Origin of the sequence: Allobosea sp. LjRoot90 (assembly GCF_964254315.1) — a bacterium.
Classification (GTDB): domain Bacteria; phylum Pseudomonadota; class Alphaproteobacteria; order Rhizobiales; family Beijerinckiaceae; genus Allobosea.
Genome location: NZ_CAXUTF020000005.1, coordinates 182413 through 203661 on the forward strand (window position 1 = coordinate 182413; position 21249 = coordinate 203661).

Below are 21249 nucleotides of genomic sequence, written 5' to 3' on the forward strand. Positions count from 1 at the left end.
ATGAGGCCCGAGCGTTGAAAATGACCGTCAAACGCAAACTGTATGGGCTCGCCGCACTCGGCATCCTGATCGCGGCGATCGTCGCCGCCGCGGCAGTCTACGGCGTCGCGGCCATGTCGAGCGCCAGCCATTCGATCTTCAACAATGCGCTGCTCGTCAACAAGAACGTCTCGACCCTGGTCGTGCTGTTCGAGCAGAGCCGGACATTCGTTCGCGGTGTCACCGCGGCGACCAGCAAGGACGAGATCGCCAGGGCCGATGCGGCCTTCAACGTCATCGACCAGAGGCTCGCCGACACCAGCATCGACGTGTTCCGCTCGATCACCAATGAAGGGGTTCGCGAGGCAGTCACCGCCTTCATCGCCGCGCTCGACCAGTCGCGCCGGGTCGCGACCGAGATCTTCGAATCCTGGAAGGTCGGCGATGTCGAGAAGGCAGCGCGGCTCTATGAGGAGGACGGCCGCAACGAAGCGGCGATGCGCGACGCGCTGTCGACGCTGACGGCCTTTCTCGACCGGCTCGCCGATCAGGAGCTGAATGCGCTCGAAGAGACGCAACGCACGACCACGCTCGTCGCGATCGCGGTGGCGGCGGCGGTGCCGTTCCTGATCGTCATCGCCTTCCTGGTCGCGCGCCAGATCGCGACGCCGATCGCGGCACTGACCTTCGCTGCGCGCGATGTCGAGCGCCGCAAGTTCGAGCCGAGCTCGATCGAGGCCGTCGCCAGCCAGCGCAACGAGCTCGGCTCGCTCGCGCGCGTCTTCCAGAAGATGGCGGTCGACGTGCAACGGCGCGAGGAGGAGCTCGAAGGGCTCGTGCACGAGCGCACGCGCGATCTCGAAACCAAGAACGAACTGCTCGAAAAGCAGCACAAGCGGATGGAGACCGAGCTCGACATCGCCCGCTCGCTGCAGGGCGCCATGCTGCCGCAACGCATGCCGAAGCATCCGAGCTATTCCGGCCGGGCGATCATGCGGCCGGCGCGCGAGCTCGGTGGCGACTTCTATGATTTCTTCGTGATCGGCGAGGACGAGATCGGCCTCGTGATCGCGGATGTCTCGGGCAAGGGCGTGCCGGCGGCCTTCTTCATGGCGATATCCCGCACGGTACTGCAGGCGAGCGCGCGCGAGCGTCGTTCGGCCGGCGAGTGTCTCGCCGAGACCAATTCGATCCTGTGCGAGCAGAACCCGCTCGATATGTTCGTTACGGTCTTCTACGGCATCCTGAACCTGCGGACAGGCGAACTGAGCTACGCCAATGGCGGGCACAATCCGCCGATTGTCGTGCGCGAGAGCGGCGAGGTCACCGAACTGCCTGTTACCGGCGGCATCGCCATGGGCATCATGCCCGGCCTTTCCTACGAGCAGGGCAGCCTGATGCTGGAGAAGGGCGACACGCTCTTTCTTTACACCGATGGAATCTCCGAGGCGATGGATACTCAGGGCCGTGAATTCACCGTCTCTCGCCTGCTCGCATCGTTGAGCGAAAGCCATCACCACTCGCTCGACATCGTGGTCTCGAACGTCACCGACGCCGTCAGCCGCTTTGTGGGGGACGCCCCGCAGCATGACGACATCACCTATCTGGTGGTCCGCTATAAAGGTCCGCCGGAGCAGATCGAGCTCGAAACCATCAAAAAGATGGAAGACGCGGGCCGCGGGTGGGCGGTAGAGGCCATTTGATACTGAGCCGGCTTGGTCTTAGCTGCATTTCTACAGTGGACGTGACCTGAAGATCGATTGTCGAAGGGTTAGTCGCGCGGTCACATCAAAGTCATCGAAGCTTCAATAAGCGGCGTCATCAACGTCAGCGGGGCCAAATACACAATGGGCGCCGCTGCGAGCGTCGATGTCCGAAACCAGTTCCACCTTTTTCGATCCGCGTATCGCGAGCGGTGCATCGCCCGTGTCCGAGGCGGCGCCTGCCGGCTCGGAGCCGCGCAGCTCGTCCGAATTCGAGGAACTGGAGGCCGAGGTCCGCAAGCTCGAGACCGACGGACCGCTCGCCGTGAACTGGCGCGAGGTCGCACGGCTGTCGGCGGCCGTGCTGGAGACCCGCGGCAAGGATCTTCTGGTCGGCGCTTGGCTGGCGCATGCGCTCTGCCGCGAGGAGGGCTATCACGGCCTCGCCGTCGGGCTCGGCATCCTGCGCGGGATGATCGCCAATCATTGGGACGGCATGCAGCCGCCGGCCGCGCGTGAGCGGGCTCGTGTCGGCGCGCTGGAATGGCTGGTCGGCCGCACCGCTCCGCTTTGCGAAGGCGAGGTCGAGGAGCGCGATTGGCCGGCGGTTCTCTACGCCTATGACGCGCTGACCGAGATCGACACGCTCGCCGGTGAGAAGCTGCGCAAGGAGCAGGTCGCCCTCGGCGATCTCGTGCGTGCCCTGAGGCCGCATCGCGATGCCGCGCGCCATGCCCTCGCCGAGGCGGAGCAGAAGCGAAAGCAAGCGGAGGCCGAAGCCGCTGCCAGGGTGGAGCAGGAGGCGCGGGCTGCCGAGACGCCTGCAGCAGCTCCGGCGCCATCACCCGTAGCCCCAGTGCCCACACCGGCCGCGTCGCCCACGCCTGCCGCGTTGCCTGCGCTCGACCTCTCGACGATCGATACGCTGCCCGAGACGCTGCGCACCCTTTCGGCCGGGCTGATCGGTCGCAGCACCGCCGATGCGCGCGCCTATCTGCTCTCGCGCGTCGCCTCCTGGTGGCGCATCCGGCAATTGCCGCCGAACGAGGGCGGCCGCACCGGCGCCATGCCCCCGGTCGAGGAGGCGGCGACCGTCCAGGCCCAGCGTCAGGCGGGCCAGAACCAGGAGGCGCTCAAGGCGCTGAACGAACTGATCTGGACGGCGCCATTCTGGTTCGAGGGCCACCGCCTCAGCGCTGAGATCCTGAAGAGCATGGGCCCGGACCATGCCGATGCCTGCGCCGCGGTCGGCGGGGCGATGAACATGCTGTTCCGTCGCTTTCCCGAGCTGATGAATTTCAGCTTCGGCGACGGCAAGCCCTTCGTCGATCCTGCGACCCGAGACTGGATCGAGGAGAACGGCGGCGGCGGTAGCGCTGCTTCGGGCGACGCCGACGGGCTCGACCGGGTGCTAGGCGAAGCGAGGGCGCTGATTGCGGCCGGCAAGGCGCCGGAGGCGGTCGACCTGCTGGCGTCGCTGACCCGCGGCGAGATCGGCGGACGCAGCCGCCTGCTGCGCCAGATCGCCCAGGCGCGCTTCTGCCTCGATGTCGGCCTGATCGCCGCGGCGCTGCCGCTGCTCGATCATCTCGAGAACCTGCTCAAGACCTATGACCTCGAGAACTGGGAGCCGCAGCTCGCCGCCCAGGTGGCCGAGCTGCGCTTCCGGGCGCTCACCCATGCCGATGCCGCCCGGCTCGTCGCCGAGGACCGTCGTCGCATCAGCCTTGACGAGACGCGCCAGCGCCTCGTTCGGCTCGATCTTGCAACCGCCGCGCGCCTGTTCCGGTGACCGGCTCCACCTGAAGACCAAGTTTCAACACGCTGGGGAGATCGTCATGTCGAAGGAAGTCTCGGTCGCTCCGAAAGAGCGCGTCAACATCAAGTTCAAGCCGAGCACCGGCAATGTGAAGGAAGAGGTCGAGCTGCCGCTCAAGCTGCTGATGGTCGGCGACTTCACCGGCCGGGCCGATGACCGCCCGGTCGAGGAACGGGCGCTGGCCGACATCAACAAGGACAATTTCGACGACGTGCTGAAGGGCCACGAGCTCAAGCTCGACGTCGCCGTCGCCAACAAGCTCGATGACTCCGCCGATGCGCCCGACGTCCGCGCCTCGCTGTCCTTCAACAAGCTGAAGGATTTCGAGCCGGATGCGGTGGCACGGCAAGTGCCCGAGCTGCGCAAGCTGATGGAGCTGCGCGAGGCGCTGGTCGCGATGAAGGGCCCGCTCGGCAACGTTCCGGCCTTCCGCAAAGCGATCCAGAGCGTGCTCGAGGACGATACGGCCCGCGAGAAGCTGCTGCGGGAGCTGACCGGCTCCGTCGACGGCAAGACCCCCTGATCAAGCCAGCACGACAGGACCGCCACCATGAGCAATCAGCAACTCGAGATCGCCCCGGATGCCTCGGTCGTCACGACCGAATTGTCGCTGCTCGACCAGATCCTCGGCGAGACCAAGCTCCAGCCGAACGACGAGGGCTATGACGTCGCCCGCCGCGGCGTCGCCGCCTTCATTTCCGAGCTGATGCTGCCGGCGCGCAAGGACGAGAAGGTCAACAACGCCGTCATCGACCAGATGATCGCGGCGATCGACGGCAAGCTCTCAGCGCAGATCGACGAGATCCTGCACGACGAGTCGTTCCAGAAGCTCGAGGCGGCCTGGCGCGGGCTGAAATTCGTCGTCGACCGCACCGATTTCCGCCAGAACATCCGCATCGAGCTGCTGAACTGCTCGAAGGACGAACTCCTGGCCGATTTCGAAGACAGCCCTGAAGTGGTGAAGTCCGGCCTCTACAAGCACATCTACTCGGCCGAGTTCGGCCAGTTCGGCGGCAAGCCCTATGGCGCGGTGATCTCCAATTACGAGTTCTCCGCCGGCCCGCAGGACGTGAAGCTGATGCAGTTCATGTCCAGCGTCGGCGCGATCTCGCACGCTCCGGTGATCGCCTCGGCCGGGCCGCAGATGTTCGGCGTCGAGAAGTATGAGGACATCGCCAACCTCAAGGATCTCGAGTCGATTTTCGAGGGCCCGCGCTATGCGAAGTGGAACGCCTTCCGCGAGACGGAAGATGCGCGCTATCTCGGCCTGACGGTGCCGCGCTTCCTGCTGCGCATTCCCTACGGTTCGGACACGGTCCCGGTGAAGGCTTTCAACTACGAAGAAAAGAGCGCTGGCGAGACCGACAACTATCTGTGGGGCAACGCGGCCTACACCTTCGCGACGCGCCTGACGGAGTCCTTCGCGCAGTATCGCTGGTGCCCGAACATCATCGGGCCGCAGTCGGGCGGCGCGGTCGAGAACCTGCCGGTGCACAATTTCGAATCGATGGGTCAGCTCCAGTCCAAGGTTCCGACCGAGGTCCTGGTCACCGACCGGCGTGAATATGAGCTCGCCGAGCAGGGCTTCATCGCGCTGACCATGCGCAAGGGCAGCGACAATGCCGCCTTCTTCTCGGCCAATTCGGTGCAGAAGCCGAAATATTTCGGCAACACGCCGGAGGCCAAGCAGGCGGAGCTGAACTACAAGCTCGGCACGCAGCTGCCCTATATGTTCATGATCAACCGCCTGGCGCACTACATCAAGGTGCTGCAGCGCGAGAACATCGGCTCCTGGAAGAGCCGCGAGGAGCTCCAGGAAGAGCTCGGCAAGTGGATCAGCCAGTATGTCGCCGACCAGGACAATCCTTCGCCGGAGGTCCGGGCGCGCCGGCCGCTGCGCAAGGCCGAGATCCGGGTCGAGGACGTCGAGGGCGAGCCGGGCTGGTACCGCGTCGCGATGTCGGTCGTGCCGCACTTCAAGTACATGGGCGCCGACTTCACGCTTTCGCTGAAGGGCAAGCTCGACAAGCAGTGACCTAGTCCTGCTCTGCCCCGCCTCCCATCGGAGGTGGGGCGGCAGCGATCGACGAGAAGCCCGTGGCGAGCCTGTTCGAACGATTGGAGACCGCGCGCGAACCCGGCGCCGGTTCGCCGGGGGCAGCGCCCGGCCCGAGCCTGTCCGAGAGCGTGCTGACAAACGTCAGGCGCATCCTGAACGCGCGCCAGGGCTGCTGCGAGACGAGGCCCGATTTCGGCATGCCGGATCTCAACGACATCTCGCGTGAGGCATCCGAGACCATCCCGGCGATCGCGCGCACGGTGAAGGCGCAGCTCGAAGCCTTCGAGCCGCGGCTGCGCGAGGTGCTGGTCAAGCCGATGCAGGCGGAGGCTCCGGGCGAGTTCGCCTTCTCGGTCAGCGCCGTCCTGATCGATGGCGAGAGCGGCGAGGCGATGCGCATCGACACCGTGCTCGGCAATGACCGGCAGATGCGGCTGCGGAATTGATGCGATGTCGCTGAACGCCCATTACGAAGACGAATTGTCCTATCTACGCGAGCTCGGGCAGGAGTTCGCCCGGGCCAATCCCAAGCTCGCCGGCTTCCTGTCGCGCGAGGCGAGCGACCCTGATGTCGAGCGGCTGCTGGAGGGGTTCGCCTTCACCGTCGCGCGTCTGCGCCAGAAGCTCGAAGACGAGATGCCGGAGCTCGTCCACGGACTGATCCGGCTGGTCTGGCCGCATTACCTGCGCCCGATCCCGCCGATGAGCGTCGTCGCCTTCGAGGCGGCGGCCGGCGGCGGGCCGGGTGTCACGCGCGTTCCGGCGGGGATCGCACTGGCCTCGCGGCCAGTCGACGGCGTCTCCTGCCGCTTCCGCACCTGCTATCCGGTCGAGGTGCTGCCGTTCTCGATCACGCGCATCGAGAGCGAGAACCGGCCGACCACGGCGCGCCTCGCGCTGACCTTGCAGGCGGCCGGGCGTGGCACATTGCAAGGCCTGCAGGGCAGTCGCCTGCGGTTGTTCTTCAACACCGAGCGCGAGCCGCAGGTCGGGCGCACGCTCTTATTGTGGCTGTCGCGCCATCTGCGTTCGATCACGGTGACGAGCGATGCCGGCGAGAGCGTCACCCTGCCGGCGAGCGCGATCCGCCCGGTCGGCTTCGAGGAGGCCGAAGGCGTACTGCCTTATCCATCGAACGCCTTCATCGGCTTCCGGCACCTGCAGGAATATCTCGCCTTTCCGGCCAAGTTCCTGTTCGTCGACGTGACGGGGCTCGAGGCGCTGGCCGGGCTGTCTGGGAAGGCTGCGACCTTTGCCTTCGAGTTCTCGCGACCCTTCCCCGATCAGGTCAGGGTGGCGGAGGGTCATGTCCGGCTGAACTGCACGCCGGTGGTCAATCTCTTCGCGCACGAGGCGCATCCGCTACGCATCGATCGCTCCCGCAGCGAGTATCGCGTCGTCGCGGGCGGCCGGGCCGGGGCGGAAATCTACGCGATCGACAAGGTCACCGGCTATCTCCAGGGCAGGGCCGAACGCATCGTCTACGAGCCCTTCGAAGCCTTCCGCCACGACTTGCCCGGCGAGGCCGAGAGCAAGCTGTTCTATCGCGAGCGGCTGCGCCCGGCCGTGGTCGGCCGCGGTGTCGACCATTATCTCTCTTTCGTCTCGCGGTTGGAGCGGGCCTCGGCGCCGCCGGCCGAGGTGATCTCGATCGGTTTGACGTGCTCGAACGGCGCATTGGCGGAGCGGCTCCCCATCGGCGCGATCGATCAGCCGACCTCGGAGACGCCGGCGACCGTCACCTTCGCCAATGTGATGGGTGTGACGCCGCATACGCCGCCGCCGATCGGCGAGAACCTGCTCTGGCGGCTGATCTCGAACCTCTCGCGCAATTACGGCTCGCTCGTCGATGTCGGAGCGCTGCGGACGCTGATCGCAAGCTACGACTTTCGCGCCGTGCACGATGCGCAGGCACGCCGCCGGCTGGAGTTGCTGCTGGAGGCGCTGGAGACGTTCGAGACCGGCGTCGAGGACGGCGTGCTGCGCGGCCAGCCGGTGCGCATCCGCACGATCCGGCTCACTGTGGCGGAGAGCAAGATCGGCGGCGAGGCGGAGCTCTATCTGTTCGGTGCGGTGCTTGATCGCTTCTTTGCGGTCTATGCCAGCCTCAACAGCCTGCACCGCTTCGCCATTCAAGGCGCCGACAGCAAGGTGGAATACAAATGGACGCCGCGAGCGGGAACGACGAGCGCGACCTGAGCGCCGTCGTGGCGCTCGACGCTGCGACGGTCCAGTTCAACGCCTTGTGCCTTCAGCTGGAAGAGGCCTTCCCGCAGCCAGGTGGCATCGGCGCCTCCGGTTCGCCGCGGCGCGAGGCCGTTCGCTTCCGGGCCAATCCGACGCTGGGCTTTCCGGCCGAGGAGGTCGCGGCGATCGAATTGCCGGCACGCGCCGGCGACCCCATCGTCGTCACCGCCAATCTCTTTGGCCTACACGGTCCGTCCTCGCCCTTGCCGCCCGCCTTCACCGAGCGGATCATCTTCGCCGAGGATGGCGGCGCGCTGCGCGACTTCTCCGACTTCTTCAACCATCGCCTGCTCGGGCTGCTTTTCCGGGTCTGGAAGCATTATCGCCATCAGCATCGTTACGAGCCGGGTGCTACCGATCCGATCTCCGGCGCGGTCGCCGCGCTCTTCGGCATGTTCGGAGTGGCGCAGGAGGGAGACCGTCCGGCGCGGACGCTGCTCCTGCCCTATGCCGGGGTGTTGGCGCTCCATAGTCGCTCGGCTTCCGTGGTCGCAGGCGTGGTCAGTCACTATTTCGGCGTGCCCTGCGCGATCGAGGAATTCGTGCCACGTGAGATCCGCATTCCGGAGGAGGCGCAGTGGCGCCTCGGCGCCCCCGGACTCGAGTTCGGCGTCGACACCGTTGCCGGAGAGAGCATGCGCGACGTCATAAGCAAGTTCCGCCTCCGTCTGGGGCCGCTCACGGCGGCGCAATGCGACCGGCTGCTGCCGGGCGGGGCGGATCACGCCACGCTGGCTGAGCTGATCCGTCTCTCGATCCGTGAGCCGCTGGATCGGGACATCGCCTTCCTGCTGGCGCCGGGCGAGGCACGGCATTTCCGCCTCGGCGAGACGCGGCTCGGCTGGACGGGCTGGCTCGACGCCGATCCGGCTGGTGCGGTCGAATTCGTCATCTGAGATCTACTTGCGTCACATGATTGTTGTTCGCCTCGCCCAACCTTGCGTCAGCAGCGCGAAGAGCCGGCCCGACCGGTCGGCGGGGCATGCGTTGATGTGGGGCCGGGGGTAAGATGAGACTGCTGCTGACCGTGCTCGGGCTGCAACGCAGCACGCTCGGCGACCGGTCCACGCATATCTTCGAGGAAGTCGGCGGCACGCTCGGGCGCAGCGCCAACTGCGACTGGATTCTGCCCGACGAGCGCAACACCCTCTCGGCCCGGCATGCGCGCATCTCGCATAACGGCCGCGGCTTCCTGATCACCGATACCAGCACGAACGGCGTCTATCTCAACGCGGTCGATGCGCCGCTCGGGCGCGACCAGAGCGCGCCGCTGGCCAATGGCGATACGATCTACCTCGCCGACTACATTATCTCCGTCGCGATCCTGCGCGAGGAGCCTGCGCCGGCGCCGGTTCCCATGCCAGCCGCCGTAGCGCTACCGGCGGTGCCGCCTCCTGCGCCGGTCGCGCTAATGCCGGTGCAGCCGATGCCAGTCGCGGTACCAGCCATTCCGATGGGCCTGGAGCTGTCGGCGCCTGCGCTCTCCATCTCTGCTCCGATGCCGGCCGCAGCTCATCGTCAGCCGACGCAGCCCGCCGGCCTGATCCCGGACGATTTCGACTTCAGCGACCTGGCGCCGGCAAAGCCACAGGCCACGGCGATACCGGTGCAAGTGGCGCAGCCGCCGATTCCGGCAATGCCCTTGCCTGCCATCGAACCCATCGCACCGCAGCAGGCATCAGTCGCGGCGGTCGACCCGCTCGCCTTGCTGCGCCAGCGCGCCATGGCGCGGGCCGCCTCGATCGATCTGACGCCGCAGGAACCCGGCGCGTCGCCTCCCGCCGCGTCTCGGCAGATGACCGACGTCGCCCTGCCGGGAGGCTCGCCCGCTTCGAATTCAGGTGATGCCGCGGCCTTCTGGTCCGGGCTCGGGCTCGATCCAGCGCGCATCCCGCCCGAGGCGCGGGCGCGGTTGCTGGAAGAGCTCGGCGGAGCGCTGCGCCAGGCCGCGGGCGGGCTCGTCTCGATGCTCTCGGCGCGCAAGTCGATGAAGGACGAGTTCCGCCTCGACCAGACGCTACTCGCGCCGCAGGAGAACAACCCGTTCAAGTTCTTCTCGCATGGCGACGAGGCGCTGCGCCGGGTCGTCACGGAGGGTGCGCCCGGCTTCTTGCCGCTCGACATGGCGGTGAAGCAGTGTTTTTCCGACATGCATGCGCATGAGGTCGCGCTCGCCTCGGCGATGCAGACCAGCATCCGCGAACTGCTCGACAGGCTGGCGCCGGCACGGCTCGAATCCGAGGCTGAGCCGGGCCTCCTCGGCCGCAAGCCGGACAGGAGCCGGCTCTGGGAGCGGTATGCCGAGCTGCACGGCGAACTCGCGGGCGATCTCGACCGGACGATCCGCACGCTCGTCTCCGACGAGCTGGCGCGCGCCTCCGTCCGCAGGCCGGGGGCGAAGGCGTGAAGCCGATGCTGCTCCCCTCCCGCCGGCTGCTGCTCGCCGGGCTGGCGGTCGGTACTTGCGCGCCGCTTGTCGCCGGTTGCTCGTCCGGTCCGCCGTCGGCGAAGACGACGTCGCTCGAATTCGGGATCGAGGCTGATCAGGAGATCAACGTCAACGCGAACGGCGACCCGTCGCCGATCGTGCTGCGCGTCTACGAGCTCAAGACCAAGAATGCCTTCGAGCAGGCGAGCTTCTTCGAATTGCTGGACAGCGACTCGGCCAAGCTCGGCGCCGATCTCGTCTCCAAGCGCGAACTCGAGGTCAAGCCAGGCGAGAAGAGCTCCTTCAAGCGCGAGTCGCCGGCCGAGGCCAAGCATATCGGCGTGATCGCCGGCTTCCGCCAGATCGAGGTCGCGCAATGGCGCGCACTGGTCGACATCGTGCCGGACCGCGACAACGCCTTCCTGATCACCGTGCGCGCCTTGGCCGCGCGGATCGAACTGCAGCGCGCTTCCCGCAATTTCGGCCTGATCTGAGGCCGCCCATGCCGACCCTCGCCCCGACCGCAGAACCTTTCCGGAGCTGTCCCCGATGACACTGGTGAGCAAACCGCTCTGGTCCGAGGGCATGCTGATCCGCCCGCAGCACTTCCAGCAATATGACCGCTGGATCGAGCATGTGGTCGAGGGACGCACCACTGCACTCGCGGCCTTCGCCTGGGGGCTGCGCAAGCTGACGCTCGGGGCCGAGCTGCTGCCGCTCGGCCGCATCGCCGTCCAGTCGGTCGCCGCGGTAATGCCGGACGGGACCGTGATCGACACCGCCGGCGGCATCGTGATCGAGGCGCGGGCGGTCCCGCCGAACACCAAGAACACGCTGGTGAAACTCGCCGTCGCTTTGCGCCCGCTCGACGGCGCCGAGATCGGCGATGGCGGCCGCAGCAGGCGCTATGAGGCGGCCGAGCAGGCGGTACGTGACGCGACCGCTCCGGACCGCGCCTCGGTCAGCCTCAAGGTCGGGCGGCTCTCGGCGCGGCTCCTGCTCGAAGGCGAGCCTGAGGACGATCTCGTCACCTTGCCGATCGCTCGTATCCGCGAGGTCGATGCGACCGGGGGCGTGCTTCTCGACGAGAATTACGTCCCGCCCTGCCTCGATTTCCAGGCCTCGCAGCGTCTCGTCCGGATCGTCGGCGAGATCCGCTCCCTGCTGCGCAGCCGGGCTGAAGCGCTGGCCGGCCAATCGGCCGCCGGCCCGGCCGCGGCGGAGAGTGGCGGGCTGGTCGATCTCGTCGTGCTCTCGATCGTCAACGGCCAGGAGGCCGTCTTCGACCATTTCGCAACGACGCCCGGCCTGCATCCGGAGCAGGTCTACCGCGCGGCGCTGGCGCTCGCCGGCCAGCTCTCGACCTTCTCGGTCTCGCGCCGGCGCAGCGCCGATTTTCCGGCCTACGACCATCTCGATCTCGACACCTCCTTCGGGATCGTGCTCGATCAGCTGCGCCAGCTTCTGGCGGTGGTGATCGAGCGCAACGCGATTGCGCTGCCGCTGCAGGATCGCGGCTACGGCATCCGCCTCTCGACGATCAGCGATCGCACCCTGTTCCAGGATGCCCGCTTCGTCCTGATCGCGCTCGCGAGCGTGCCGACAGAGACGCTGCGCAGCCAGCTGCCGATCTCGATGAAGATCGGCTCGGTCGAGCAGATCCGCGATCTCGTCAACCTGCAGCTGCCCGGCATTCCGCTGAAGGCGCTGCCCGTCGCGCCGCGCGAGCTGCCCTTCCTGCAAAGCGGCGTCTATTTCGAGCTCGACCAGAGCGTCGAGCTCTGGCGCAACCTGACGCGCTCGGCTGCCTTCGCCCTGCATGTCAGCGGCGACTATCCCGATCTGCATCTCGAATTCTGGGCCATTCGCGGGAAACGCGCGTGAGCAGCGATCAAAGCTTCGATCCGCCGACCGTCGTCGGGCACAGGCCGATCAGCCTGGCGCAGCCGCGGCCGGCCGGGTCGGCGATTCACGATCCGCCGACGACACCGTTCGCGCCGCCGCGCCAGCCGCTCTCGGCTCCGACCCTTGCTCCGCCACCGGCAGCCCAACCGACCGGCTTCGTGCCGCCGCCCACGCAATCATCATCGCTCATCTCACGGTCCGAGCCGCCCAGGCAGCAACGGCGCACCTCCGCGCCGACGCGCGAGCCTGCTCCTTCGGCGCTGCAGGCGAATGCCGAGATTACCGACGGCTCCGACGCGCTGGTCGCAGCCGCCAACCCGCTGCTGGCGCTGGTGGCGCAGTTGCGCGATGCCGTCGACTTCGCCGATGTCGCGCAGCTGCGCAACGAGGTGGTCGAGCAGATCCACAAATTCGAGGAGGCGGCAGTCAGGAACGGGGCGGCGGCCGGCGATGTCCAGGCGGCGCGCTACGTCCTGTGCTCGCTGATCGACGAGACGGTGATGACGACGCCCTGGGGCGCCGCTAGCGACTGGAGCGCCAGCTCGCTGCTCAACCGCTTCCATAACGAAACCTGGGGCGGCGAGAAGGTCTTCGCCATTCTCGACCGGGTGAAAACCGATCCGCGCAAGAACATCGCTTTGCTCAAATTGATCGACTTCGTGCTGCTGCTCGGCTTCGAGGGCATGCATCGCGTGCTCGACAACGGCCGCGAGCGCCTCGCCGACCTGCGCGACGAGATCGGCCAACTTGTCGGCCGCAACCTGCCGCCGCCGCCCTCGGAACTCTCGGCGAACTGGCAGGGCGTCGGAGCCGAGAAGGCGCTGCGGGCCTTCTTCCCGCTCTGGATCGTCTTCGCCGCCGCCGGCTTCCTGCTAGTGACGATGTACAGCTTCCATCGCTACCGCCTTGCGGTCGAGGTCGCGCCAGTGGTCGAACGGATGCGGGCGCTCGAAAACACGATCGCCTCCAGGGCGGTGCGGCCATGATCCGCTCCTATCTGCTCGGCTTCCTGTCACTGCGCGGGCTGGTCACCGTCTTCGGCGTGGTCGCGCTCTGCGCGGTGATCTGGGCCGGCGGCCCCTATCTCTCGCTTTTCGGCTGGGCGCCGCTGGTCTCCGTCGAGGCGCGGGCGAGCGCGATCACCCTGCTGCTCGCCGGCCTGATCGGCGTCTCGCTGCTGCGGCTCTATCTGGCGCGCCGCGCCAATGCCCGGATGATCAAGTCGCTGCTCGACACCGGCGGGCTGGCGGCCATGGCCGATTCCGGCGGGACCGACGAGATCGAGATCATCCGCGAGCGCTTCGAAGGGGCTCTGACTACTCTCAAGGAGACGATCTTCGCCGGGCGCAAGGGCGACGCCTATCTGTTCGAATTGCCTTGGTACGTCATCATCGGCCCGCCCGGCTCCGGCAAGACGACGATCCTGAAGAACTCCGGGCTCGATTTCCCGCTGGCGCGCACGCTCGGAACCGATCCCGTCGCCGGGCTGGGAGGCACCCGTCATTGCGACTGGTGGTTCACCGACCAGGCAGTGCTGATCGACACCGCCGGGCGCTACACCACTCATGAATCGAACGCCGCGGTCGACGGCGCCGCCTGGCGCGGCTTCCTCGATCTGCTCAAGACCCATCGCGGGCGCCGGCCGCTGAACGGTATCGTGCTCGCGATCAGCCTGTCCGACATCCTGCTGCAGAACGAGGTCGAGCGTAAGCGCCATGTCGCGGCGCTGCGCGCCCGCCTGCAAGAGTTGACCAAGACCTTCGGCGTCGAGCTGCCGACCTATCTGCTGATCACCAAATGCGACCTGATCCCCGGCTTCGCCGAATTCTTCGACGGTCTGAACGAGAGCGGGCGGGCGCAGGTCTGGGGCATGACCTTTCCGCCCGACGCCAATCTGGCGACGCGCCTGACCGAGATCCTCGATCAGAACTTGCGCGAGCTCGCCGATCGTCTCGACCAGGTCATGCGCGAGCGCGCCCATGCCGAGCGCGGCCTGACCCGGCGTGGGCGCATCTATCTCTTCCCCAAGGAGTTCGCCGGGCTGCGCCGCGATCTGGCGAGTTTCGTCCACGAGATCTTCAAGCAGAGCAAATTCGAAACCCAGTCGCGGCTGCGCGGCGTCTACTTCACCAGCGGCACGCAGGAGGGCACGCCGATCGACCGCGTGCTCGCGGCGTTCGGGCGCAGCTTCGGCCTGACCAGCGGCCAGCGCGCGCCGTTCTCGGGGCAGGGCAAGGCCTTCTTCGTCAACCGGCTGCTGACCGAGGTGATCTTCGAGGAGCAGGGGCTGGTCGGCGTCGACCGCAAGCTCGAACGCAGCCTCGTCCGGGCCCAGAACGTCGGCTATGCCGTGGCCGCGGCGCTGGTGATCGGTTTAGGTGTGCTCTGGTGGGGAGCTGCGACGCGCAGCCAGGCCAGGATCGCCGCCACCAACCAGGCGCTCGCGCCGGTCGAGACGCGGCTGGCAGCGGTACCTGCGCGGGCGACGCCGGCGACGCTGCTGCCGGTGCTCCAGGCGGCCGATGAGGTGCGCGAGGCGAGCGGGCAGGGCGGCCTCTTCGGCTGGCTCGATGGTTTCGGGCTGAGCGCTACGCCCTCGCTCGCGCCGGCGGCAGCGGAATTGCGCGAACGCCTGATCGTCGACCGACTCTATCCCGCCTTCGCGACGCGCCTGTCGGAGCGGTTGACAGGTCTCTCCCAGATCGGTGCAGACAACGAGGCGGTGCGCGAACTCCTGCGCAGCTATCTCATGCTGAGCGACACCGAGCGCTTCGACCGCAGCGTTGTGCAGCGTGCCGCGCGCGAGGAGGCGCAACTCGCCTTCCCGGTCGATCAGAGCCGGGCGGCCGAGCTGGGACGGCATTTCGACGAGCTTGTCGCGCTGTTGCCGAAGCCGCTGCCGACCGACCGACGCATCATCGATACGACGCGGGCGCGGCTGATGCGGACGCCGCGCAGCGAGCAGGTCTATGCGCGGCTGCTGCGCGAGGCATCGCAGAATCCGCGCCTGCGTTCGGTCGACCTTTCGACCGCGATCGGCGCCGGCGTGATCGATTTCGGGCTCGGCCGTGGCAGCAACACTGCGGTCTCGGTCATCCCGGCGGCCTTCACGCGCGAAGCCTTCTACGACTTTGTCCTGCCGCGGCTGCCGATGCTGATCCGCGAGGAGCTCGGGATCGACTGGGTCACCGGCGGCGAAGCCGCCGGCTCGAGCGTGGTCCAGACCGGCACGCGCGAGGTGATGGACCGCTATGTCACGGATTACATCCGTTCCTGGCAGGGGGCGATCACGGCGGCGCGGCTCGTGCCCTTCGCCGAGACGCAGCAGGCGCTCTCGGCCGTGCAGGCGCTCGCCGCCGCGAATTCGCCGCTCGAACGGCTGATCGGCATCGTGCGCACCAACACCGAGCTGCCTTTGCCGGGCGATCCTCCGACTGGCTCGGCTGCTGCCGCGACCGGGCCGGTCGGCACGGCCGCCGGCGGCCTCATCGCTGCGGCAGCCAGCAGCGCGGCGAATGCTGCCGCCACTGCCGCGCTCGGGGAAGGGCCTTGGCCCGGCGCGACGATCGCGGCGCCCTTCCGCCCGCTCGTCGAGCTGGTCGCGCCGCAAGGTGGCGCACAGGCGCCGATGGGGCGCATCCGCGAATTGTTCAGCGGCGCCTATGGCGCGCTCAGCAACGTCTCGAACGCACCCGATCCGCGCCAGGCGGCCTATCAGGCTGTGGCGCGGCGGGGCAGTTCCGGTGCCGACGCGCTCGGTCAGCTCAGGGCGGATTCGGCGCTGCGGCCGGAGCCGGTGCGCGGCATCATGCGGGCGGTCGCGAGCCTCAGCGCCTCCTCGGTGGTCGGCGACTCCCTCGACTACGTCAACCAGGCCTGGCGCCGGGACGTACTCCCGCAATGCCAGGCGGCACTCGACCAGCGCTACCCGCTCTTCGCCAATGCCAAGGACGAGATCTCGCTGCGCGATTTCAGCGACATGTTCCGGCCTGGTGGCCTCCTCGACGAGTTCTTCCAGAAGCACCTCGCGCCCTTTGTGACGGAACAGCGCAACGGCTTCGCTCCGATCAATGTCGATGGGCAGGCCCTGCCGCTGAAGCGCGAGGCGCTGGCGCAGTTCTATCGGGCGCGGGCGATCCGCAACGCCTTCTTCGCCGGCTCGGGCTCAGCTCCGTCGCTGAAGTTCAGCCTGCGGCCGAGCTTTCTCGATCCGAAACTGCTGCGCGCGACGCTGGCGCTCGACGGCAAGGACATCGTCTATCGCCATGAGGCACAGCGGGCCTACGATCTCGAATGGCCGACCAAGACCGATGCCAGTACGGTCGCGGTCACGCTCACCGACCTTAACGGCAAGGACACCCGGGTCGAGCGCACCGGAGCTTGGGCCCTGCTGCGGATGGTCGATTCCGCCTCGCTCGCGGCACGCGGCGGCGCCGACCAGTTCAGCATCACCGTGGCCGGCGACGAGGGCGCCCGCGTCGTCTACCAGTTGCGGGCGGCGAGCGTGAACAACCCGTTCAATCTCGGCGCCTTGCGTGCCTTCCGCTGCCCGGATGCGTTGTGAGCGAAGCGCCGGCATTCGGATTGTTCGGCAAGGTCCCCTGGGCCGGCGATTTCGTGCAGCAGGGACTGCCCAGCCGTTTCGTCAAGCCGTGGGAAGTCTGGCTGCTGGCGATGCTGGCCGCGAGCCGCGAGGCGCTTGGTTCACGCTGGGACGATGCCTATCTGCTCAGCCCGCCCTGGCGCTTTCAGCTGGCTCCTGGCGTGATCGGGGCGAGCGGCTGGGCGGGAGTTTTCGCCAGTTCTGTCGACCGCGTCCGGCGCCATTATCCGCTGACGCTCGCGCTTGAGCTTCCGGGGGAGGATGGCGCCGGTTTCGCCGCGAGCGAGGGCCTGCTCGATCTGTTCGAGGTGGCGGTGCTCGAGTTGATCGCGACGGAGCGATCCCTGCCTGACGCACTGGCCAGCCTGCGCCGACGGCTCGATGCCCAGCGCGCCACTGTCAGTCTTTGGCTCGGGCCGGGCAGCGGCCGGCTCGTCGTCGATGGCGAGGCGGAGCGCCTGTCGCCCGCCGCTGCCGATCGCCCGGCGCAGGACGGTGCCAGCCATTGGTGGCATGGCCGTTGGAGTGGACGGCCGGCGACGGCGCTGCGCTGCGAAGGGTTGCCGGACCCGGCCGCCTGTGCCGGCTTCTTCTCCGGCGACTGGTCGCGCCATGGCTGGCGCACTGCTGCAGTGCGGCAAGGCGCATGAGCCTGACAGGAGAGGTCTGGGAGGTCTCGGTCGCGACGCGGCAAGGGCCGCGTCATGACGTCAACCAGGACAGTTATGCCGCTTTGCCGGAAGCGGGGCTGTTCGCAGTCGCCGACGGCATGGGTGGCCATGCCGATGGCGAACTCGCTAGCCATGCGATCACCCGCATGCTCGCCGCCGTGTCGGAGCCGCAGGCGCCGTTGACGATGCGCGTCGCGCTGGCCGAGGAAGGGATCGCGGCGATCAATGATGCGCTGCGCGAGCATGCGGCCCGTTCGGCCGATGGCGACATCGTCGGCTCGACGGTGGTGGTGGCGTTGGTCGGCGAAGGCATGCTCGTCTGCATCTGGGCCGGCGACAGCCGCGTCTATCGCTGGCGCGCCGAAGTCCTCGCCCAACTGACCGAGGACCATGTGCTCGGGCACGGGCCCGGCGCCGGCCATGTCCTGACGCGCGCGGTCGGCTCGGCCACCTATCTGCCGATCGCACGCTGTGTGACGCCGACGCAGCCCGGCGACACGCTGCTTTTGTGCAGTGACGGCCTCAACAAGGCGCTCGCCGATGCCGAGATCGGCGAGTTGCTGGACGAGCCGCTGCCCGGCCTTGCCGAACGGCTCGTCGCCCGCGCCGTCGCCAATGGCGGCCGCGACGACATCACCGCCGTGATCGCGAGGCGGCTGTGACGGTCAGGCGCAGGAAGCGCAGGCGCGCGGCCGAAGCGGACGAGCCACAAACCGCGGCCCTGGCTGCGGCCACGCAGCCGCAATCGGGCGAACGTGCCCTGCCTGCGCCGCTCGGCACACTGCTGCGCGGGCGCTTCGAGCTTGTCGAGGTGGTCGGGCGCGGCGGCATGAGCACGGTCTACCGCGCCGTCGATCATGTTCGCAGGCGGGCGCGGGCGCTCGATCCCGAGGTCGCGCTCAAGGTCACCGATATCGGCGACGGTTATCATGACGATGCCGCGACCCTGCTGCATCGCGAGGGCCGGCGGCTGCTCGCGATGCGCCATCCCAATGTCGTCAAGGTGCACGACTTCGACCGCGAGGGGCCGCTGCACTTCCTCGTCATGGAATTGCTGCGCGGCAAGACGCTGGCGCAGGTGATGCAGGAGCGTGACGGCAAGGCGCTGGAACGGCGGCTTGCGCTGCGCATCGTCACGGAGCTCGGGGCCGGGCTCGCCGCCGTGCACGCCGCCGACATGGTCCATGGCGACCTCAAGCCCGGCAATGTTTTCATCACCCAGGAAGGCCATGTGAAGCTGATCGATTTCGGCACGGCCCAGCCATTGCTGCCGCCGGATCACCGACCGTCCGAGGACGAGACCGGCTTTTTTCTCAAGCGGCTGCGCGCGGTCACACCGGCCTATGCCTCGCCGGCTGCGCTTGCCGGACAGGCGCCGGACCCGCGCGACGATATCTTCTCCTTCGCCGTGCTGACCTATGTGATGGTCGCCGGCAAACACCCTTTCGATGGCCGCTCGGCTGCGGCGGCGATGGCGGAGGGGCTGGTCCCGGCCTCGCCGCCCAGCTTTCGCGGTGGCCGCTGGGTTGCATTGCGGCGCGGCTTCGACTGGGAGGCAGAGACGCGGCCGGGCAGCGCGCTCGATTTCGCCGGCCGCATCCTGCGGCCGCGTCTCGCAGATCATCGCCGCGCCTTGCTCGGCCATGCCCAAAGCCTGCTCGAACGCCTGCACCGTCGTAAACCTGTCAACGCCCCGCCCTAGCGTCACCTTCGTTCCCCTTATCGGACGCGACGTGCCATGCTCGACCGACCCGCCAGTCACGACACCACGATCGCGCTCTCGCTTGCCAGCGGCAGCATCAAGGACGGCCTGCATATCGAGCGGGTCACCGGCCGCGAGGCGATCTCGGAGCCCTACGCCTACCGGGTGGCGTTCCGCTCGGACAAGGCAATCAGTGCCCAGGACGTGGTCGGCGAGCGGGCCAAGCTGACGCTGAACACGGAGGCCGGCGAGCTGGTGGTGCACGGCGTGGTCGTCGAGTTCGCCGCCGAGGACCCGCTCGGCGACCAGGGCCATCTCTACGCGGTGGTGATCGCGCCGCGCCTCAGGATGCTGGAGCTCAGCCGCCAGAACCAGGTCTACGGCTCGACCAGCAAGGTCTCGGTCAAGGACATCATCCAGAAGGAGCTCGAAGGCTCGCTGGCGGCCAATCACGGCCACATCACCATCGAGCACGAGCTCAATCTCGCGACGAGCTATCGTGAGCGCGAATTCATCGTGCAGTACAATGAGAGCGACCTGGCATTCCTGTCGCGCTGGTGCGAGGGCAGCGGCATCTTCTACTTCTTCAAGCAGGGCGAGGATGGCGAGAGCGCGGTGTTCGGCGACAGCAATGTCGCCTTCATCGAGGCGAAGTCGCTGCCTTACCGCCATGGCCATGACACGATCAGCACGGCGCAGGCGGCGGTGACCTCGTTCGGCTTCGTCGCCCGGCCGGTGACGAAATCGGTGGTGCTGCGCGAATACAACCCCGAGAAGCCGGCACTGCTGCTGCGCGCCCGGGCCGAGGTCGAGGGCGGCAAAACCGGCACCATCATCGAATACGGCCAGCACTTCCTCGAACCCGACGAGGGCGACCACCTCGCCAAGGTCCGGGCCGAGGAGATCGCCTGCCGGGCCAAGGTCTTCCGCGGCGTCAGCAATGCACCGCAGCTGCGCCCGGGCGCATTCTTCAGCCTGACCGGGCATCCTTCGCTCGACGATCGCTACCTCGTCATCGCCGTCGAGCACGAGGTCTCGACACCGGCCCCGGTCGGCTATGGCGCTGGCGAAGCCGTCGCGGGCGCGCCCTATGGCAACCGCTTCGAGGCGATCCCGCTCTCCGTGCCATTCCGGCCCGAGCGACGCACGCCGCGCCCGCTGGCGGCGGGGTTGTTCAACGCCTTCGTCGACGGCGAGGCCGACGGCACGCGCGCCGAGGTCGATACGCAAGGACGTTACAAGGTGCGCCTGCGCTATGACGAAGGTGACAGCGCCGAGGGCAAGGCGAGCGAGTTCCTGCGCAAGGCCGAGCCCTATGCCGGCCCCGCCGACACCGGCATGCATTTCCCGCTGCTGAAGGGCACCGAGGTTATCCTCAGCTGCGTCAATGGCGACATCGACCGGCCGATCATCGTCGGCGCCGTGCCGAACCCGCTGACGCCCAATGTCGTCTCCAAGCGCAACCGCACGCTCAACCGCTTCCGCTCCCCGTCCGGCACGCTGTTCGAGATGAACGACGGCTCGGCGAGCTGAGACTGCGATGATCTGGCAGCCACCGACGCGCGAGCTCGATCCGCTTGCCGCACTCGTCCACGAGGCGGTGCGCACGCAGGTCTTTCCGGGCGAGGCGTTCGGCTTCCATCTCGTGCCGGTGCCGGGCGAGAGCTGGCGCGAAGCCACGCTGCCGGACGGCCGACAGGTCCGGATCAGGCTGTCGGTGAGCCCGGCCGCGCAGACGGAGCGCGAGAACCGCGCCTGTGCCGGCATCCATGTCAGCGGGGAACTGGTCGCCGGCGACATGGGCTATCGCGTCAGTGCCGATCTCGTCGTCGACTTGGTCACGCGCGCCGTCCTTGCTTGCGATAGCAGGCTGGAGGCCGTGGGGCGGACACGCCCCTGAAGCCGCAGCCCGGTTCACTTCACCACCCTTGTTCAAATCAGATCGCTGCGGCCCTGCATCGCTCGCCGCCATTGCTGCGATGTGGCCGGCATCGGCATGGCCGGCGCTGCCTGGCATTGCAGCTTCCCCTCGGGACGGCAGCTGATCGCGGTGAGCGCGCGCCTGCGCAGTTAGCCGAATGAGAGCAGGAAACTGCGCAGTCACGGCAGTGACGCAAACGAATTTATCAAAGT

At 67.8% G+C, this 21249-nt stretch carries 17 protein-coding genes; all 17 read left to right on the top strand.

Annotation, left to right across the window (positions count from 1 at the left end; genetic code table 11):
* Window positions 1–20 precede the first annotated feature (20 nt).
* The 17 genes from ACSQ3M_RS19435 to ACSQ3M_RS19515 all read left to right on the top strand — a co-directional run bounded on the left by ACSQ3M_RS19435 (window position 21) and on the right by ACSQ3M_RS19515 (window position 21016).
* Window positions 21–1682 (top strand): SpoIIE family protein phosphatase, encoded by a 1662-nt coding sequence (locus tag ACSQ3M_RS19435; RefSeq protein WP_436151720.1) that lies wholly within the window; start codon window positions 21–23, stop codon window positions 1680–1682.
* A 166-nt stretch (window positions 1683–1848) separates the two neighbouring features.
* Window positions 1849–3474 carry a type VI secretion system protein TssA gene (tssA, locus tag ACSQ3M_RS19440; RefSeq protein WP_436151721.1) on the top strand — a complete coding sequence of 542 codons (1626 nt, stop codon included), beginning with the start codon at window positions 1849–1851 and terminating at the stop codon, window positions 3472–3474.
* Between the two features lie 46 nt (window positions 3475–3520).
* Window positions 3521–4024 carry a type VI secretion system contractile sheath small subunit gene (gene tssB, locus ACSQ3M_RS19445; RefSeq protein WP_436151722.1) on the top strand — a complete coding sequence of 168 codons (504 nt, stop codon included), beginning with the start codon at window positions 3521–3523 and terminating at the stop codon, window positions 4022–4024.
* Between the two features lie 27 nt (window positions 4025–4051).
* Entirely contained in the window at window positions 4052–5536 is a 1485-nt protein-coding gene (gene tssC, locus ACSQ3M_RS19450) for a type VI secretion system contractile sheath large subunit (protein ID WP_436151723.1), read from the top strand.
* Window positions 5537–5598: 62 nt separating this feature from the next.
* A complete protein-coding gene (tssE, locus tag ACSQ3M_RS19455; protein ID WP_436151724.1) occupies window positions 5599–6006 on the top strand; it encodes a type VI secretion system baseplate subunit TssE in 408 nt (135 codons plus the stop codon).
* 4 nt (window positions 6007–6010) lie between these two features.
* Window positions 6011–7759 (top strand): type VI secretion system baseplate subunit TssF, encoded by a 1749-nt coding sequence (gene tssF / locus ACSQ3M_RS19460; RefSeq protein WP_436151725.1) that lies wholly within the window; start codon window positions 6011–6013, stop codon window positions 7757–7759.
* On the top strand, window positions 7723–8703 hold the full coding sequence (gene tssG, locus ACSQ3M_RS19465) for a type VI secretion system baseplate subunit TssG (protein WP_436151726.1): 981 nt from the start codon (window positions 7723–7725) through the stop codon (window positions 8701–8703). Before tssF ends, tssG begins: the two co-directional genes overlap by 37 nt.
* Window positions 8704–8816: 113 nt before the next feature.
* Window positions 8817–10214, top strand: a complete 1398-nt coding sequence (tagH, locus tag ACSQ3M_RS19470) for a type VI secretion system-associated FHA domain protein TagH (RefSeq protein ID WP_436151727.1) — start codon at window positions 8817–8819, stop codon at window positions 10212–10214.
* 5 nt (window positions 10215–10219) lie between these two features.
* Complete coding sequence (gene tssJ / locus ACSQ3M_RS19475; protein WP_436151728.1) at window positions 10220–10729, top strand: type VI secretion system lipoprotein TssJ; 510 nt, start codon at window positions 10220–10222, stop codon at window positions 10727–10729.
* A gap of 55 nt (window positions 10730–10784) precedes the next feature.
* Entirely contained in the window at window positions 10785–12119 is a 1335-nt protein-coding gene (tssK, locus tag ACSQ3M_RS19480; RefSeq protein ID WP_436151729.1) for a type VI secretion system baseplate subunit TssK, read from the top strand.
* A complete protein-coding gene (gene icmH / locus ACSQ3M_RS19485; protein WP_436151730.1) occupies window positions 12116–13126 on the top strand; it encodes a type IVB secretion system protein IcmH/DotU in 1011 nt (336 codons plus the stop codon). Before tssK ends, icmH begins: the two co-directional genes overlap by 4 nt.
* Window positions 13123–16704 (top strand): type VI secretion system membrane subunit TssM, encoded by a 3582-nt coding sequence (gene tssM / locus ACSQ3M_RS19490; RefSeq protein WP_436151731.1) that lies wholly within the window; start codon window positions 13123–13125, stop codon window positions 16702–16704. The genes icmH and tssM overlap by 4 nt, the downstream gene beginning before the upstream one ends.
* Window positions 16701–17393 carry a type VI secretion system-associated protein TagF gene (gene tagF, locus ACSQ3M_RS19495; protein ID WP_436151732.1) on the top strand — a complete coding sequence of 231 codons (693 nt, stop codon included), beginning with the start codon at window positions 16701–16703 and terminating at the stop codon, window positions 17391–17393. Before tssM ends, tagF begins: the two co-directional genes overlap by 4 nt.
* Entirely contained in the window at window positions 17390–18076 is a 687-nt protein-coding gene (locus ACSQ3M_RS19500; RefSeq protein ID WP_436151733.1) for a PP2C family protein-serine/threonine phosphatase, read from the top strand. The genes tagF and ACSQ3M_RS19500 overlap by 4 nt, the downstream gene beginning before the upstream one ends.
* Window positions 18073–19116 carry a serine/threonine-protein kinase gene (locus ACSQ3M_RS19505; RefSeq protein WP_436151734.1) on the top strand — a complete coding sequence of 348 codons (1044 nt, stop codon included), beginning with the start codon at window positions 18073–18075 and terminating at the stop codon, window positions 19114–19116. Before ACSQ3M_RS19500 ends, ACSQ3M_RS19505 begins: the two co-directional genes overlap by 4 nt.
* A gap of 36 nt (window positions 19117–19152) precedes the next feature.
* A complete protein-coding gene (locus ACSQ3M_RS19510; RefSeq protein WP_436151735.1) occupies window positions 19153–20649 on the top strand; it encodes a type VI secretion system Vgr family protein in 1497 nt (498 codons plus the stop codon).
* A gap of 7 nt (window positions 20650–20656) precedes the next feature.
* Complete coding sequence (locus ACSQ3M_RS19515) at window positions 20657–21016, top strand: hypothetical protein (RefSeq protein WP_436151736.1); 360 nt, start codon at window positions 20657–20659, stop codon at window positions 21014–21016.
* Window positions 21017–21249: the final 233 nt, after the last annotated feature.